This is a genomic window from Chitinophagales bacterium, assembly GCA_017303415.1.
Taxonomy (GTDB): Bacteria; Bacteroidota; Bacteroidia; order Chitinophagales; family Chitinophagaceae; genus SpSt-398.
The window spans coordinates 926670-943813 of sequence record JAFLBJ010000001.1 but is presented as its reverse complement, the minus strand read 5'-3'; the positions used below and the strand labels follow the sequence as shown (position 1 = coordinate 943813).

Here is a 17144-nt window from a genome sequence, read left to right as displayed (position 1 = left end):
ATGTGTCCTTTAAAGGCGAAGTTGTGTAACCCCGTTTACGCAATTTTTTTTTTGAAACTTAAACTAAATGCACATGAGGAAACTACTCCTGCTTACCCTGTTCCAGGCCTTATTGGTCGTTGGCGCATGGGCTCAAAAGACTGTTACCGGAAAGGTGACAGACAACACGGGGACACCCGTGGCGAATGTTTCAGTACAGGTTAAAGGCTCCCGGACAGGTACGATGACCGATGCGAATGGCTCTTTCGCTATCGCCATCTCTGCCGAGGCAAAAACTTTGGTCTTCTCAGCCGTGGATTTCACGACGGTGGAAGAAGCTGTTGGCGGTCGTACCGTCATCAATGTTTCTCTTGCTCCGCAAGAAAAAGTATTACAAGATGTGATCGTGGTGGGTTATGGTACCCAGCGCAAAAAGGAAGTGACTGGTTCCATTGCTACCGTTAAAGGCGCTGACCTGGCCAACAAACCCGTTCAGAGTTTTGAACAGGCTCTTGGTGGTCGTGCCGCCGGTGTTCAGGTAACCATCCCAAGTGGTGTATTGAACGCGCCTCCGGTACTGCGTATCCGTGGTACGAACTCGATCTCGCTGAGTTCCTATCCGCTGATCGTATTAGATGGGGTACCCATGTATAGTGGTGATTTCTCAGGTACCAGTGCGGCAGGTAATATCCTGGCGAGCATTAACCCCAATGATATCGAAAGCGTTGACATCGCTAAAGATGCCGCCGCCTCTGCCATCTACGGTAGCCGCGCTGCCAACGGGGTATTGTTCATCACAACCAAAAAAGGTAAATCAGGCAAAGCCAAAGTAACCCTCGACAGCTGGGTAGGTTTCACTAATGTATTCGGGCTTCCTGAACTGCTGGATGCCTTCCAATACACAGACCACAAAAATTCAGCCCTGGTAAATGCAGGTACTTTCAATGCCACCACCAACACGTTTGCCCTGACCAATGGCCCTGATGGAAATCCCATCAATACCAAGTGGTATGACTATGTTTACCGCCGTGGTGTACAGCACAGCAATACAGTAAGTGTATCCGGTGCAAATGATAATACCAACTATTACTTCTCGGCCGGTTATACCGATCAGGAAGGTATCATCAAGCGCAATGATTACAAGCGTATCTCCCTGACCATGAACGTGGACCAGAAGGTAAACAAAGCCATCAGCCTGGGTGGAAAAATCCAGTACTCCAATGAACAGAATCTGGCTGCTGTGAGCTCCGGTTCCCTGGGTGATGCGTTTTCTACCGCAGGTCTGGGTCGTGTAGTACTGGTTACTGCCCCCAATATTTCTCCATATAATAACGATGGCACCTACAACTATTCCGGTGCCCTGATCGGTGTAATGGGTAATAAACAAGGTCAGGTGGGTTTCAATAACCCGGTAATCCAATTGGATAACAACCGTAACAATGCCGAGATCAACCACATCATTGCAAACGCCTATTTGCAGGTCAAACCCCTGAAATTCCTGACCCTTCGTTCAGTATTCGGAATTGACTATGTATTGGTGGACAATGAAGTTTATTTCAGCCCCATCTCCGGTGAAGGTTTCTCCTCCAATGGTTCGGCCAGCAGCTGGTTCAATAAGAACAAGCGTTGGGTTTGGACCAATACCGCCCAGTTTGATCAAACCTTTGCTGAAAAGCATAATGTAAGTGTACTCGCAGGTATTGAGCAACAGAAATCAGATTTCGTTGGGTATGGTTTGAACCGTATCAATGTATCCGATCCCGCCTTTACCAATATTCAGGGTGGATGGGCTACGCCTAACACCTCTGGTCTTGGTATTGGTGAGAACTATCTTTACTCTGAGTTTGGCCGGGTACAATATAACTACGACAGAAAATATTTTGTGACAGCCAACCTGCGTCGTGATGGTGCCTCTCAACTGGGTGCCAACAGCAAGTATGGTACCTTCTGGGGTGTTTCTGCCGGATGGGAAATTGCCAATGAGAATTTCTGGTCTTCTGCCGGTTTGGACAAAGTATTCAGCAGCTTCAAAATCCGTGGAAGCCATGGCCGTGTGGGTAATATCAGTGGCCTGGGCAACTTCGCCTCGCTTTCTACCTTTGGCTCCGGATTGTATGGAGGAAATGCCACCGTGGTATTTAACCAGGCTGGTAACTCCAACCTCGGATGGGAAACCAGTACCAAGACCGATATCGGTATCAACTTTGGTTTCCTGAATGACCGTATTACATCGGAGATCACTTATTATAAAAATAATATTGACGGACTGCTTCTTTTTGTACCCCAGCCTCCTTCTGCCGGATTGCCTTCTGCGCTCCCAGACAACGTAGGTACCATGTACAACAAGGGTGTTGAATTCATGATCAGCGCTACGCCTTTCGCCAAGAAAGATTTCAGCTGGACCACTTCCTTCAACATTACCTATAATAAAAATGAAGTGACTTCGCTCGCGCTTGGTCTGGATCAGATTCTTTCTGCCACCGGTGGTTTGGAGAACCCCAGCATCACAAAACCTGGTTTCCCCATCGGTATGCTGTTCATTACCCGCACCAACGGTGTAGATCCAGCTACCGGAAGAAGGATCTTTATTAATAAGAACGGACAGGATGTATACTTCCAGCACGTAGCCCCCAGTGGTCAGAACCGTTTCTCTTTTGCCGATGGTTCACTGGCGCCAACTGTAAGTGCGGCTGATGCAGCTCCTTATAAGAACACGAACCCCAAATACGTGGGTGGTTTCGACAATACTGTTCGGTATAAGAATTTTGAAATGAACTTCCTGTTCACTTACCAACTTGGTTTCTATATTTACTATGGTACACAAGCAGGTCTGCGTGACCAACGTTTCTGGAACAATGAAACAGCGATCCTGCGCAAATGGACCAAGCCCGGTGACATCACCGATATCCCCAAAGCGGTATTTGGCGATAATATCTCCAATGGTTCTGCTTTCCCGCTGGATGTTAACGTGTTTAAAGGTGACTTCGTGAAACTGCGTTCTTTGAGCCTGGGATATAATATTCCTAAGAATATTGTGGATAAAGCCAAAATGAGCTCGGCCCGTTTCTATGTAAGTGGAAACAACCTGCTCATCTTCACCAAATATCCCGGTCCCGATCCTGAGGTTTCCTCCAACGGTAATGGTACCACCAACCAGGGTATTGACCGTAACACCGTAGGTAATGCCCGTACAATCACTGTTGGTTTAAACATTGGATTCTAAACCCTTTAAAAAGAAACGTATGAAATTCAAACACTATATAGTTTCATTGGGAATGCTTGGAGGCCTGATGGTCCTGGGCACCGGTTGCCAGAAGAGCAACCTCAATCCCATTCCAACCACTTCGATCTCCGATCTTTCGGCTTTTGATTCACAAGCCCGTATTGAAGGTCAGGTGCGTTCGATCTATGCCACCATCAAAAATGCCGGTATGTTCGGTGGTCGTTACCAGATATTCAACGATATCCGCGGTGGCGATTTCATGAATGACCGTACGAATGTGGTGACCGGATATGATATCTGGAGCTACACGCCAAGCAATAGTTCCACCAACAGTGTGGAGAATCATTGGGGTCGCGCTTATTATGCCATCAACCTCGCGAATGTGTTCATTGATGGTATGGCGGCAAAAGGTACCAGCGTTGTGGGTGATGCATTGTCCAAGAATTATCTTGGAGAGGCCCGGTTCCTGCGTGCCATGTGCTACTACTCCCTGTTGCAATTCTATGCCCGTCCTTACTGGGATGGCGCCGGAAGCAAACCGGGTGTTCCTCTTCGTCTCACAGGCAATACGAGTTCGGCTGACTATGCCGCTGCCCGTAATACCGTAGGTGAGGTATATGCGCAGATCATCGATGATTTGAACTTTGCCGAAACAAACCTGCCGCTGAACTATACATCAGCCACCCTGAATACCACGCGCGCTCATCGCAATACTGCCATTGCCATGAAAACCCGTGTGTACCTCAGCATGCAGCAGTATGCCAATGTGATCACTGAAGCCAACAAGATTGTGACCGCAACGGCTCCATTCACTGCCACTACGGGTGTTGCCCATGCCCTGCAGGCCAATGTGACCAATGTATTCAAAACACCCTATACTACCACAGAGTCCATTCTGTCCATGCCTTTTGCTTCCAATGAAGCTCCTGGCACACAGAACCAGTTGGGTTATTATTACCTGCCCGCTGCGGTAAATGGTGGTAATGGCGAATATTCCCTGCTTTCTACCGGTATCATTTCCAACACGGGTTGGTTGGCTACCGATTTGAGAAAGACATTGGTCGTCACCTCCGGAGGTAAACAATATGTTTCCAAATATCCCGGTGCCGCTCCGTTTATTGACTGGGCTCCCGTGATCCGCTATGCCGAGGTCATCCTCAACCTGGCCGAAGCCCGCGTGCGTTCTACCAATACCGTAGATGCCCAGGCCATTGCCCTGTTGAATGCCATCCGCGGCCGCTCCGATGCTACCACTGTGTTTACAGCTGGCAGCTTCGCCGATGCTACCGCTCTCGCCGATGCGATCATGACCGAAAGAAGGATCGAATTGCTCGGTGAAGGCTTTGCCGGCTCTGACCTGACCCGCCTGGGACAGCCACTGCCTGCCAAACCCGGTGTGAACTCCATCCCGGCCAGCGGACAACAATATATTTGGCCCATACCGTCTAGTGAGCTGTTACTCAACCCGCTGATGACGGATAACTAAGTTCTGCTTATACTTTGATTGTCAAAAAAAAGGCCCCCAATGGGGGCCTTTTTGTTTAATACTAAAAAAAATCACTGCTGAATGTAAATCACTTACACATTAAATTATAACATTATTTAAAATTGTGATTTTTGTGAACCCAACATCCTACGCAGCAGATTGAAATAATCAGTTGTCCAATAATTAGTTTTAAGGCTTCTTTTTAGCTAAACGCAAAAAAATCAACATAATACCCACAATATTGGGCTTCTGTTGTTAATTTGCGAATTATTAACATTAACTAAATTCAAGTACACATGAGGAAATTGCTCGCTCTTGTAGCAGCATTCGTATTTATTTCCGTAAATGCGTTTGCTCAGCGTACAATTACAGGTAAAGTGACCGATGAAACTGGCACGCCTGTATCAAACGCCTCTGTTTTGGTGAAAGGCACAAACACCGGAACAGCCACCAAATCTGACGGAACCTTTTCGCTTCAGGTTCCTCAAAATGCCGCCACGCTTGTTATTTCGTCCATTAACATGGTACCCCAGGAAATAGCAATTGGCAATCAATCCACGTTCAATGTGACATTAGCATTGAATGCTTCCACACTTGAAACTGTAGTAGTAACAGTTCCTTATGGAACGGTAAAGAAGACTGCCTTCACCGGATCTGAGAATACGATCACTGCAGGAACCATTCAAAAGCAACAGGTTACTTCTGTAACCCGTGCCTTGGAAGGGTTAATTCCCGGTTTGATCGCGACAAACGGAGGCGGTGCTCCTGGAACAGGGGCAAGTGTATTGATTCGCGGGGTAGGTTCAGTCAATGCATCGAGCTCTCCGCTTTATGTATTGAACGGAGTACCTTATGATGGATCCATTTCAGCAATTTCAACCGATGATATTGAATCGGTTACCGTATTGAAAGATGCTGCTGCTGCCGCTCTTTATGGGTCCCGCGCTGCCAATGGTGTAATCATGATCACCACAAAAAAAGGAAAGAAAGGAAAAGCCGCAACGAATGTAACATTCCGTCAGGGTTTTATGAATCGTGGTATCCCAGAGTACGATCGTGTAGGAGTTCAAGATTATTATGAATTATTTTGGGAATCTTATCGTAATTCCTATGTGGCTGGTGGCGCAACCCCGGCCGCTGCAGGAGTTTCAGCATCCAACGTCTTGACTGGAACAAGCGGTCTTGTTTATAATGCATACAATGTACCAGGAAATACCCTGGTTGATCCCACTACCGGCAAATTGAATCCCAATGCACAGTTATTGTGGAATGAGTCCTGGGAGGATGCTCTTTTCCGTACTGCTTCCAGAACCAATGCTAATTTCAGCATTTCGGGTGCTAACGACAAAACTGACTATTATGTATCTGCGGGTTTTCTCAACGAAGATGGGATTGTTCGTTTTTCCGGCTACAAGCGTTACAATTTCCGAATTAATGTAAATACATCCGCTACAGATTGGCTGACTACAGGTGTGAATCTGGATGGAGCTATGTCAAATAGAAAGGATGTACCAAGTGGTGGTACAGCTACTACAAACCCATTCTATTATACTCGTCAGATGGGTCCAATTTATCCAGTTTACCAACATAATCTTACAACTGGAGCCTTCGTTATAGATCCAGCAACAGGCAAAAATATGCTTGACTGGGGTACTCCCGACCAAATGGGCACACGTCCCTATGCTGGTCGTTCAAACCTGCTCGGCTCGCTTGATCTGGATGATCGCTCACGCGATATCTTTAACGGTAACATGAACACCTATGCCGAGATCAAGTTCTTGCAGCACTTTGCATTTAAGGCTACACTCGGTGTAAACTATTTTGCCAATAATATCACCTCATATCAGAACAACCAATATGGTGATGCGGCCCCAACTCCCGGTCTTAGCGACGGTGGTCGGTCAACTAAGACAAATGACCGCCAAGTATCGCTTACTGGTAACCAGGTATTGACTTATACGCGTGAATTTGGTAAACATAACCTTCGCTTCCTGGCTGGACACGAGAACTACAAGTACATTTATAGCTATGTTTCGGCCAACGCATCAGGTTTTACTTTCCCTGGTCAATCTGAATTGGATAATGGAACCGGACCTTTTAGTCCTGCCAGTTCTGCTACCGATAACCACCGAATTGAAAGTTATTTTGGTAACGTGAATTATGATTTTGATTCTAAATATCTGCTCTCCGCAAGCTACCGTACTGACGGTTCTTCACGCTTTCGCGATGAGGTTCGCTGGGGTGATTTTTACTCAGTAGGTATTGGTTGGCGTTTGACCCAGGAGAAATTTCTGGAAAATGTTAGCTGGCTTAACGAGTTGAAATTCAAAGCGAGCTATGGCGAACAAGGAAATGAAAACATTGGTCTATTTTATCCCTATGTTGCCTATTATTATGCAAATGGCAACGGGACTTATACTCCCCCATCTCGTCCTGTAAACGAAGAATTGTTATGGGAAACCAATAAAACCGCCAACATCGGATTTGATTTTGCCATGTTCGACAATCGTCTTCAAGGTACAATTGAATGGTTCAATAAGCAATCAGATAACCTGCTGTTTGATGTCCCTCTTCCGATCTCCACAGGATATTCTTCTGTTTGGCAGAACATTGGTAGTATGAAGAACTATGGTGTTGATCTTCAGTTAGGATACACGGCGATCCGTTCAAAAAATTTCAATTGGAGGGTAGATTTAAACCTCACTTCCTTTAAGAACAAGATTACCAAACTGCCTCCCATTCAGGCAAAGAATGGTATAGTAACCGGTACCAAGAAACTAATGGAAGGCCGCGGTATCTTCGACTTCTGGTTGCGTGAATTCGCTGGTGTTGATGCTTCTAATGGTGACGCACTTTATTATCAGGATGTGCTGGATGCCAATGGCAAACCCACAGGCCAAAGAACTGTTACCAATATTTATAACAACGCCACTTTCTATTTCTTTGGTTCCGCGCTGCCTGATGTCTCAGGTGGTTTGACCAACTCATTTAATTACAAGAATTTTGACCTGTCCATCTTGTTGACATTCTCATATGGTGGTCAATTCTATGATGGCAACTACGCTGGTATCATGCACCGTGGATCTCCTGGTACAGCATGGCATTCAGACATTCTTCAAAGATGGCAAAAACCAGGTGATATCACCAACGTTCCCCGCTTGCAAAATGCAGTAGCTGGTCAAGATGGTGTCTCTACCCGTTTCTTGTTTGATGGTTCGTATGTCAACGTGAAAAACATCACGCTGAGTTATACGATGCCTAAGGCCCTTGCCAACCGTCTGCATTTAGGAAGTGCTCAGATCTTTGCCAACGTTGACAATGCTGTACTGTTCACAGCTAAAAAAGGTATGGACCCCCAACGTGCATTTAATGGTACGTCGGACGCATCTTATACGCCTTTCCGCACAATCAGCTTTGGTTTCAACGTTAACCTTCAATAAATTAAACGAAAACAGATATGAAAAAAATTCTTTTAATAGCAGCTCCCGTTCTGATACTTATGGTAGCGGGATGTAAAAAGAGCTACTTGGAAACGGTGCCTACCGACGCAGCAAGTGAAGCCCAGATCTTTAGCAAGATCAACGCTGTGAATGCAGCCTTAGGTGGCCTTTACAAGGAGATGTTCACGTTTGCTGTCGGCGGCGGTGGCCACTCCGACTATGGCCAAAAAACGTATGACCTTTCTGCCGACCTCATGGGTAATGATATGGTCGTTCATAGCCAGGGTTATGGATGGTATAACACAACCTATCAATACACTAACTGGGGATTGGCTACAACTGGTCAAATATCCGATTTTGGTTGGTTTCGTTATTATGACATGATCAAGCAAGCCAATAAGCTTTATAATTTTGTGGATGGAGTAATCGATGCCTCCGCTACTCAAAAAGAAAGCATCAAAGGTCAGGCTCTTGGAATGCGCGCCTATTGCTATTTCAACCTTATAAATTATTATCAGCAAACATACAAAGGTCATGAAACCGCTCCGGGCGTTCCCATTTATACTCAAGACACTACAGGTGGTAAATCTCGTGGAACCGTTCAGGATGTTTATAACCGCATTATAGCTGATCTTACAGAAGCTGAAACCCTGTTAACAGGTAAGACTCGCGCTTCGAAAAATGAGATCGATGTAAAAGTGGTTCAAGGTATTCGTGCTCGCGTTGCCCTTGTGATGGAAGATTGGGCAACTGCTGCAACCTATGCGAATAAAGCGCGTCAGGGATATTCTCCTATGACTTCAGCCCAGTATACTGCATTCAGTGCCTTTTCTTCCGTTAACAATGCAGAGTGGATGTGGGGTTCTGTTATAACTGCCTCGGAAGCCACCATTTATGCTTCCTTCTGGTCGCATATGGATATTCGGACAGGTGGTTATGCCGCACTCGGTCAGCAAAAGAAGATCACAAAAGCACTGTATGACCAAATCCCGGCTGGTGATATTCGCAAAGCAGTTTTCGTTGCTCCAGGTACTGGAACAAGCAGTAACCCTGATTATAACCAAATCAAACACCAGGTTCCTGATGTTTCAAATCGTTGGCAAGCCGACTATCTGTACATGCGCGCAGCAGAAATGTACCTGATCGAAGCAGAAGCATTGGCACGTCAGGGAGGCCAGGATGCAGCGGCCCGTACTGTGTTGGAAGCACTTGTTCAAACACGTTACCCCGCATATAGCGCAGCCGGATTTTCTGGTACTAGCCTTGTGGATGAAATACTTCTTCAAAGAAGAATTGAACTTTGGGGTGAAGGTTTCTCCTTATTCGATATCAAGCGTTTGAACCAGGGCCTGAACCGACCTACAGGTGCAGGAAATCATGGCGCACCTAATTTTAACCCGGTTGTTTACACTACTGGCCCTCACGATCCACGCTTCCTGATGCGTATTCCGCAAAGGGAATTGGATAATAATGCAAGCATGACGCCAGCTGACCAAAACCCTTAATATCACGCAGCAACAAAAAAAACTATCATGAAGAAATTACTGATCTATATGCTGGTCGCAGGCTCCATAGTGAGCCTTGCGTCCTGCAAAAAGAATAATATGGTGGTTGATAAGGATCCGTTGACCCCTAGCTTTGCAAAATTCAACGTGTCTGCCACCACAGGAACCTATTACATTAAAAGCACAAATGACCCCTACAAAATTCCAATTGGTTTCACTTCGGTTTCCGACAAGGATAGAGTAGTCAACATTGCAATTACCACAACAACAGGTGCCGCAGCCGGTGTTCAGTACAACGCCCCTGCCACCTTTACTATGCCTGCCGGTAAAGCTGTTGACACCCTTCTTATTAATGGTCTGTTCTCAGGTTATCCTTCCTCCAATCGCGTAGATGTTATTACAATTACACTTAACGATGGTGATGTGAATATAGCCGCCTACAATAAGACCTTTACACTGACCATGCGTAAGTATTGCGATGTAATTCTGGCTAACCTGGCTGGTAATTATACCCAGACCTACGAGAATGGCACCTACGGACCTTATACAAGTGCGCTATCGAATTTTGTTTCCACAGGTGCTACAACTGCCACAGCCACTTTGTCCAACATATATGATAGCGGAATCTCAGCCACTATTGGTTTGGATTGGACAGATCCTACTAATTTCAAGGTAACAATGGCGGGGCAACAAACTCCCTACACTTCAGGAGGCCTGCCGCTCTTTGTAAGGGCTAATTCTACAGGAACAAAAACCTTTAGTTCCTGTGACAATACCTTTACTCTCGCGCTGCAGCTATATACAACTGCTGGTGTGTATGATTCCTGGGTAATGACTATGGCGAGATAATCAAAAGTCCTTCTCAAAATAAAACCCCGCGCAATGTATTGCGCGGGGTTTTTATTTTAAACAATCTCTTTCTTACTTCAATACCTCGATCAACTTACTCTCCAGCATCGAACCGCGCAGGTTCTCAGCGATCACCACCCCCTCCGGATTTACCAGTACATTAAAAGGAATACCAGTTACCTGATAGGTATTGGCAGCCACCCCCTTTTCATCAATCAATTGTGTCCAGGTAAGTTTGTCTTTTTCAACTGCCTTTTTCCAGGCACTTTGATTTTCATCCACCGAAACGCCAAGCACAGTAAAATTCTTTGCCTTGTATTTGTTGTACGCTGCTACTACATTGGGGTTCTCCTGGCGGCAAGGCCCGCACCAACTGGCCCAAAAATCTACCAACACATACTTTCCTTTATACGAGCTCAGTGTTACGGCATTGCCATTCATATCCTTCAATGAGATCTCCGGAGCCGGTCTGCCGGTAAACATAGCCCCTTGCTGTGATTGCTGGGTCGGTCTGTTCATGGCAGCGATCAGGTCATTGTACCGCTTGTTGGCGGCAAGGACATTAGCATCCTTTGGATACTTATCGGTAATCGTTTTCAAAACTACCCCATACTCGTCGGGCGAAAAGAAATTCTGGTTGAATTGCAAAGCCAACACCTGTACCACAGGACTCGTACTGGTCTTTACCAGTGCATTCACATCTTTCTTCAAACTATTAATCAGCGATTCCATGTTTGAGCGGATGCCAAGCAGTACACTATCGGCCGCACCAGCCTTTCCCGCACTGTCCATCACCTTGCTCAAACTATCATATCCCCGCAAATAGGCGTTATTGGTCAAGAAAAAATTCTTCAACGCGTCCGTCGCAGGAGAGCCCCCATAAAAAAGGGATTGTTGCCCCTTGGCGAGGTCACCCGTGATCTTGATCTTGTTTCCATCACTGACCATTGAACCAAAAGGATAGTTCTGAGTATTGGTGCGGAGATAAAAAAGGTCTTCGCCCGTTATATCAGCGATCATGATAAAACTCCCGTCGGGTTTAATCTCGGCTGAATCTATGGGCTTGCTTGTTCCGGTTTCCAACATGATCTGATCCAGGTAGATCGTTTGTGCATTCAGGTTAGCGATCTTCCCTTCCACCGTATAGGTATGGGTCGTCTTTTGCTTACAAGCCGCCAGCAATCCGAGCAGGGCAATCATCGTGAGTTGTCTTCGCATTATTTATGTTTTGTTGTGAGTAGTTTCATAATGATCTCATTCACCACCTTGGGATCGGCCTTTCCCTTAGAACGTTTCATTACCTCTCCGACAAACAAAGCCAGTAGGCCTTTTTTCCCTTTCTGGTACTCTTTTACCTTGTCGGCCAGTCTGGTCAACACTTCGTCGACCACTGGTTCAAGTTGATCGGCATTACTCTCCTGCAAGAGGTTCAATTCCTGTGCCAGAGAAAAAGGATCCTTATCAGGCGATTGAAGCAGCGATTGAAATAAACGGGTACTGGCAGCAGAAAAACTAAGTTTTCCTTCCTGTACCAGATCGATCAATGGCGCCAGTTTCCCGGGGGAGAGAGGAAAGGATTCGATACCGGCACTATGTTCATTCATCCAATTCTTAACAGGACCTAAGATCCAGTTCGCCGCGGCTTTGAAATGCGGGGTATGGGTGATCAGGTTTTCAAAATATTCAGCTATTTCCTTTTCTTCGGTCAACACCCCCGCATCATAGGCGGATAATTGAAATTCGGTGGTATAGTGTTGTATTCGTTGAGCAGGCAGGGCTGGTAGTGATTTCCGGATTTCTTGCAAGAACTCTTCTGTGAGGTCAAACGGTGTAAGGTCCGGTTCCGCGAAGTACCGGTAATCATCCGCTTCCTCCTTATCGCGAATAGCGAAAGTGGTGCCATTATTGGCATCAAAACTCCGGGTCTGTTGCAGAATGGTCTCTCCCCGTTCGAGCATACCGATCAATCGTTGCGCTTCATGGTCAATGGCCCTTTTTACATTGCGTATGGAGTTAAGGTTCTTTACTTCCACCTTGGTGCCCAGCTTTGTCTCTCCTTTTTTTCTGACAGAGATATTGGCATCACAGCGCAGGCTCCCTTCTTCCATATTGCCATCACATATGGCCAGATAGCGTACCCGCTTGCGGATCTCGGTGAGGTAGGCAAAAGCCTCTTCACTGCTGCGTATATCGGGTTCCGTTACGATCTCTATCAGGGGTACCCCTGCCCGGTTGAGGTCAATACAGGTAAAATTCTCATCCACATCATGCAGGCTCTTCCCCGCATCCTCTTCCAGGTGGATCCGGTTGAGGCGTATCGTCACGTCCTTCCCTTCCACTTGCACCGTCACCTGACCGCCTTTGCAAATGGGTGTGGTATGTTGTGATACCTGATACCCTTTGGGCAGATCAGGATAAAAATAATTTTTGCGGGCAAAGTAGTTGTACCGTTCTATTTCGCAATCACAGGCCAACCCCATTTTTACAGCAAAAGCAATGGCTTCCTTGTTCATGACCGGAAGGGTACCGGGATGTGCCAGGGAAACGGGGGAAACCTGGGTATTGGGGGCGTTTCCAAATTCGGTGCTGTCACCACAAAACAATTTGCTTTTGGTCAGTAACTGGGCATGAACCTCAAGCCCGACGACGATTTCGTATGCAGGGGAATTTTCGGCCATCAGAAGGGCAAAATTAGGGAACTGGGCTGAGGAAATGAGTGAGGATGGTCACAGGATAGTGCATTACCACAAAGGCGCAAAGTGACGCCGGAATATCCCTGCGTTACCTTGCGCCTTCGCGTGTTTGCGGTAGATTGATTACAGATCCGCTGTTTTCAACTTGCGCGGCACCTTGATCTCCACACTTTTCTCTTTCCCGCCACGCAACAACTTAACAGGAACAGTAGTTTCTTTGGCCCTTAGCTTCTCGCGGTAGAGTTTGGCCACTTCATCGGCACTGTTTACTGCTTTTCCGGCAAATTCGGTGATCACATCGTCAACAGCGATCCCGGCTTTGGCGGCATTGCTTTCCTCATCCACCTCCAGCACTTTCACGCCTTTTCCATCCTCTGTGTCCTGTACAGAAAGCCCCAACCGAATTTCCTCATCAAAATAGGGGAAATTGAAATTGTCAAAACGGTCCATACGGGGAATGGAAAATGCCTGCCCACGGGGAATTTCTAAACCACGAAGTGCTTCGAGTTCACGCATTTCAGGCATCGTTGCATTAAAATTATATACGCCGGTTACACCTTCCAGTTTGCCCAATTCGGCTGTAGTAGTCAGTTCTTTTTTATCCCGCTTATAGGTAACTTTTACTTTATCACCAGGCTTGTGGCTACGGATTGCCTTGGTAAGCCCATCTGGCGATTCGATCTTCGCATCATCTACTTTAAGAATAAGATCACCCTTTTTCAAACCGGCCTTCTCTGCACCACTCTTCTCGGTCACGCTCATGATCTCTACCCCATTATCCGAAGATTCGGTGGTAACACCCAGCATGGCGCGGTTACCCATGGTAGTGGAAAGCGCAAATGGCTGATCCTGGTTCCAGTTCATCTTCCAGTCACCTCCACCGGAAGCTATGGACAAACCGGTTGTACCCTTGAATTTGTTGGTGATCACTTTGATGTCCTCATCCTTCATGTCATTTACATCTTTACCATTGATGGTCACTTTATCACCATCGATTTCCACCACGATCTTTTCATTCTTTTCGCCGGTTTTGGTAATGATGATCTGCTGTACATCCTCTTTATTCTTCTTCTTTTCCTTCAACTTCTCATCCTGGGCATTTACCCCACCCACCACCAACAGGGCGGCAAGGATCAAAGAAGCGGGCTTCAAAAATTGTTTCATAATGCGTTTGTTTTTATACTACGTTAAATTTCGTAGATCAAATATAGAGTTTATTCTGAAATACGAAAATCTTCGGAGGGTCATTTTAGGATTTCTTTATGACAGGGCATAAGGCCAAAAGCTAATAGCTTTTAGCCATTAGCTTCTGGTTTTTAGTCTCTTTTGAATTTAAAATCAATAATTTATAATAATTGTCGGATGGCGGCAATACTTTTCTCCAGACCCGCTACATCCGACCCGCCGGCCGTAGCCAGACCCTTTTGGCCACCGCCACCACCCTTGATCAGTGGGGCAATTGTTTCTTTGATGAGTTTACCCGCATCCAGTCCTTTGGCGGCGATCACGGTCTCTGAAATACCAATGGCCACATAGGGTTTGCCATCCACATTGGCCCCAAGAACCGCGACATAATCTTTAAGGTTATTACTCAGGTCATGACAGAGTTTTTTCAGCGCATCCGCACCCGAAACTTCCACGATATCGGCTATATAGGTAATGCCATTGATGATCTCGTCCTTTTGAAGCAGCTCATTGCGGATACCTACCAGAGCGCGGTTTTCAAGCCCTTCAAGTTTTTTGCGCAAGGCCTGGATTTCCTGTAGCTGGTTCTCCACCGCTGCTTTAATATCCTTGGGGTTTTTAAGTAGGGCCCCTATTTCTTTAAGTTGCTCTGATTTTTCTGCCATATAGGCTTCAGCTTGCTGACCACATACCGCTTCTACTCGACGTACACCGGCCGCTACGGCTGTTTCGAGTTTGATCTTGAACAGACCTAGTTCACCCGTAGCCCCTACATGGGTACCCCCACAGAGTTCCACGGAATAGGTAGGATCAATGATCACCACCCGTACCATATCACCGTATTTCTCACCAAACAGTGCCATAGCACCCAGTTGCAAAGCCTCTTCCTTGGGCATTTCCCGGATAACAACCGGTATATTCTCACGGATCTTTTTATTGACCATCTGCTCAATAGCCGTAATCTCTTCCTCGGTCACTTTGGCAAAATGAGAAAAGTCAAAACGCAAATGTTCCTCATTGACCAATGACCCTTTTTGGGCTACATGCGTACCAAGTACCTGTCGCAACGCGGCATGTAATAGGTGTGTAGCCGAATGATGCAGGGCAATATGCTGACGACGCTCAACATCCACCCGGGCAAAAGCTTCACCATTCAGCTCTTCCGGAAGCGTATCCGCAAAATGGATGATCAGGTCATTCTCTTTCTTTGTGTTGGTGATCTGAATGGTATGACCATTGAGTTGCAAGGTGCCGGTATCTCCAACCTGTCCGCCACTTTCCGCATAAAACGGTGTTACCTCCAATACCAATTGAAACTGGTCCTTTCCTTTGGCACTCACTTTCCGGTATTTCACCACACGTGTCTCAATTTCGAGGGAGTCGTATCCAACAAACTCATGGGGGGCAAAATCATCCAGCACCACCCAGTCACCGGTATCTACCGCTGCATTTTCGCGACTCCGGTCTTTTTGCTGTTTCATTTCAGCATCAAAGCCCTTTTCATCCACGGGAAGTTTGTTCTCTGCTGCGATCAGGCGAGTCAGGTCAAGCGGGAACCCGTAGGTATCATACAATTCAAAAGCATCCTTTCCTTTGATCTCTTTTTTATCACCCGTGCCTATGATCTCATCGATCCGTTTGAGGCCCTTTTCAAGGGTGCGGAGAAAGGTTTCTTCTTCTTTCAGTACCACCTTGGCCACAAAATCCAATTGTTGATGCAATTCGGGGAATACAGTACGGAATTGCTCCGCGAGTACGGGTACCAGTTGGGTGAGCAGGGGTTGTTTATAATCCAGGTAAGAATAGTAATAACGAACAGCCCGGCGAAGGATCCTTCGGATCACATACCCTGCACCGGTATTGGAAGGTAATTGTCCATCGGCGATGGTAAAACTGATGGCACGTATATGGTCGGCCAGCACGCGAAAGGCGATGGCTTCTTTGGTATCGCTGTAATCGTATTTCTTGCCGGTGATCTTTTCCGTGGCGGCAATGGTGCCGGTGAAAATATCGGTATCGTAGTTGGAGGTCTTCCCTTGAAGTACCCTGACTAGACGCTCCAATCCCATACCGGTATCCACATGCTTGGCAGGGAGCGGTTCGAGGGAGCCATCTTTCTGGCGATTGAATTGGATGAATACATTGTTCCAGATCTCGATCACCTGCGGGTGGTCATTGTTCACGAGAGTCTTGCCATCCACCTGTTTTCTTTCGGCATCGGGGCGGCAGTCAACATGTATCTCGGTGCAAGGGCCACAGGGACCGGTATCCCCCATTTCCCAAAAATTATCCTTTTTATTTCCCAATAAGATCCTGTCCTCCGCGATCCATTTCTTCCATTCGCTGAACGCCTCTTCATCCTTTGGAATATTTTCTTTTACATCCCCTTCAAAGATCGTTACATAGATCCTTTCCTTATCAATTCCATATACATCGGTCAACAGCGCCCAGCTCCATTCGATCGCCTCTTTTTTGAAATAATCACCAAAACTCCAGTTCCCCAGCATCTCAAACATGGTATGGTGATAGGTATCCACCCCTACCTCTTCCAGGTCATTATGTTTGCCGCTTACCCGCAGGCATTTCTGCGTATCGGCCACACGCGTATCGGTGGGGGATTTATGTCCCAGGAAGATATCCTTGAACTGGTTCATCCCTGCATTGGTAAACATGAGGGTTGGGTCGTTTTTGACCACGATAGGGGCCGAGGGTAGAATGGCATGGCCCTTGGAACGGAAAAAATCCAGGAATTTATCACGTATTTCCGCGCTCGTAAACATAGCT

General features: G+C 46.6%; 9 protein-coding genes. 5 read left to right on the top strand and 4 right to left on the bottom strand.

The features are described from left to right. Positions 1–73: 73 nt before the first annotated feature. The 5 genes from J0M30_04200 to J0M30_04180 all read left to right on the top strand — a co-directional run bounded on the left by J0M30_04200 (position 74) and on the right by J0M30_04180 (position 10482). Positions 74–3202, top strand: a complete 3129-nt coding sequence (locus tag J0M30_04200) for a TonB-dependent receptor (protein MBN8666681.1) — start codon at positions 74–76, stop codon at positions 3200–3202. Between the two features lie 19 nt (positions 3203–3221). After that, positions 3222–4688: a RagB/SusD family nutrient uptake outer membrane protein gene (locus tag J0M30_04195; GenBank protein MBN8666680.1), complete on the top strand. Its 1467-nt coding sequence runs from the start codon at positions 3222–3224 to the stop codon at positions 4686–4688. Positions 4689–4984: 296 nt separating this feature from the next. Beyond that, positions 4985–8128: a SusC/RagA family TonB-linked outer membrane protein gene (locus tag J0M30_04190; protein MBN8666679.1), complete on the top strand. Its 3144-nt coding sequence runs from the start codon at positions 4985–4987 to the stop codon at positions 8126–8128. Positions 8129–8145: 17 nt separating this feature from the next. Further along, positions 8146–9633: a RagB/SusD family nutrient uptake outer membrane protein gene (locus tag J0M30_04185; GenBank protein MBN8666678.1), complete on the top strand. Its 1488-nt coding sequence runs from the start codon at positions 8146–8148 to the stop codon at positions 9631–9633. 27 nt (positions 9634–9660) lie between these two features. After that, a complete protein-coding gene (locus tag J0M30_04180) occupies positions 9661–10482 on the top strand; it encodes a hypothetical protein (GenBank protein ID MBN8666677.1) in 822 nt (273 codons plus the stop codon). A 72-nt stretch (positions 10483–10554) separates the two neighbouring features. Here J0M30_04180 and J0M30_04175 read toward each other — a convergent pair whose 3' ends face one another. The 4 genes from J0M30_04175 to alaS all read right to left on the bottom strand — a co-directional run bounded on the left by J0M30_04175 (position 10555) and on the right by alaS (position 17140). After that, the gene (locus J0M30_04175; protein MBN8666676.1) at positions 10555–11700 is read right to left on the bottom strand and encodes an AhpC/TSA family protein; all 1146 of its coding nucleotides are present in this window, start codon (positions 11698–11700) and stop codon (positions 10555–10557) included. Continuing rightward, a complete protein-coding gene (gene gatB / locus J0M30_04170; protein ID MBN8666675.1) occupies positions 11700–13160 on the bottom strand; it encodes an Asp-tRNA(Asn)/Glu-tRNA(Gln) amidotransferase subunit GatB in 1461 nt (486 codons plus the stop codon). Before gatB ends, J0M30_04175 begins: the two co-directional genes overlap by 1 nt. Before the next feature lie 138 nt (positions 13161–13298). Then, on the bottom strand, positions 13299–14339 hold the full coding sequence (locus J0M30_04165) for a PDZ domain-containing protein (GenBank protein MBN8666674.1): 1041 nt from the start codon (positions 14337–14339) through the stop codon (positions 13299–13301). 182 nt (positions 14340–14521) lie between these two features. Further along, positions 14522–17140 (bottom strand): alanine--tRNA ligase, encoded by a 2619-nt coding sequence (gene alaS, locus J0M30_04160; GenBank protein ID MBN8666673.1) that lies wholly within the window; start codon positions 17138–17140, stop codon positions 14522–14524. Positions 17141–17144 lie beyond the last annotated feature (4 nt).

What these genes read in the sequence shown, in the direction of transcription:
- J0M30_04195 (MBN8666680.1), top strand. Translation starts at nt 3,222, where the DNA reads ATGAAATTCAAACACTATATAGTTTCATTGGGAATGCTTGGAGGCCTG.
- J0M30_04180 (MBN8666677.1), top strand. Translation starts at nt 9,661, where the DNA reads ATGAAGAAATTACTGATCTATATGCTGGTCGCAGGCTCCATAGTGAGC.
- J0M30_04175 (MBN8666676.1), bottom strand. Translation starts at nt 11,700, where the DNA reads ATGCGAAGACAACTCACGATGATTGCCCTGCTCGGATTGCTGGCGGCT.
- J0M30_04190 (MBN8666679.1), top strand. Translation starts at nt 4,985, where the DNA reads ATGAGGAAATTGCTCGCTCTTGTAGCAGCATTCGTATTTATTTCCGTA.
- gatB (MBN8666675.1), bottom strand. Translation starts at nt 13,160, where the DNA reads ATGGCCGAAAATTCCCCTGCATACGAAATCGTCGTCGGGCTTGAGGTT.
- J0M30_04185 (MBN8666678.1), top strand. Translation starts at nt 8,146, where the DNA reads ATGAAAAAAATTCTTTTAATAGCAGCTCCCGTTCTGATACTTATGGTA.
- J0M30_04200 (MBN8666681.1), top strand. Translation starts at nt 74, where the DNA reads ATGAGGAAACTACTCCTGCTTACCCTGTTCCAGGCCTTATTGGTCGTT.
- J0M30_04165 (MBN8666674.1), bottom strand. Translation starts at nt 14,339, where the DNA reads ATGAAACAATTTTTGAAGCCCGCTTCTTTGATCCTTGCCGCCCTGTTG.
- alaS (MBN8666673.1), bottom strand. Translation starts at nt 17,140, where the DNA reads ATGTTTACGAGCGCGGAAATACGTGATAAATTCCTGGATTTTTTCCGT.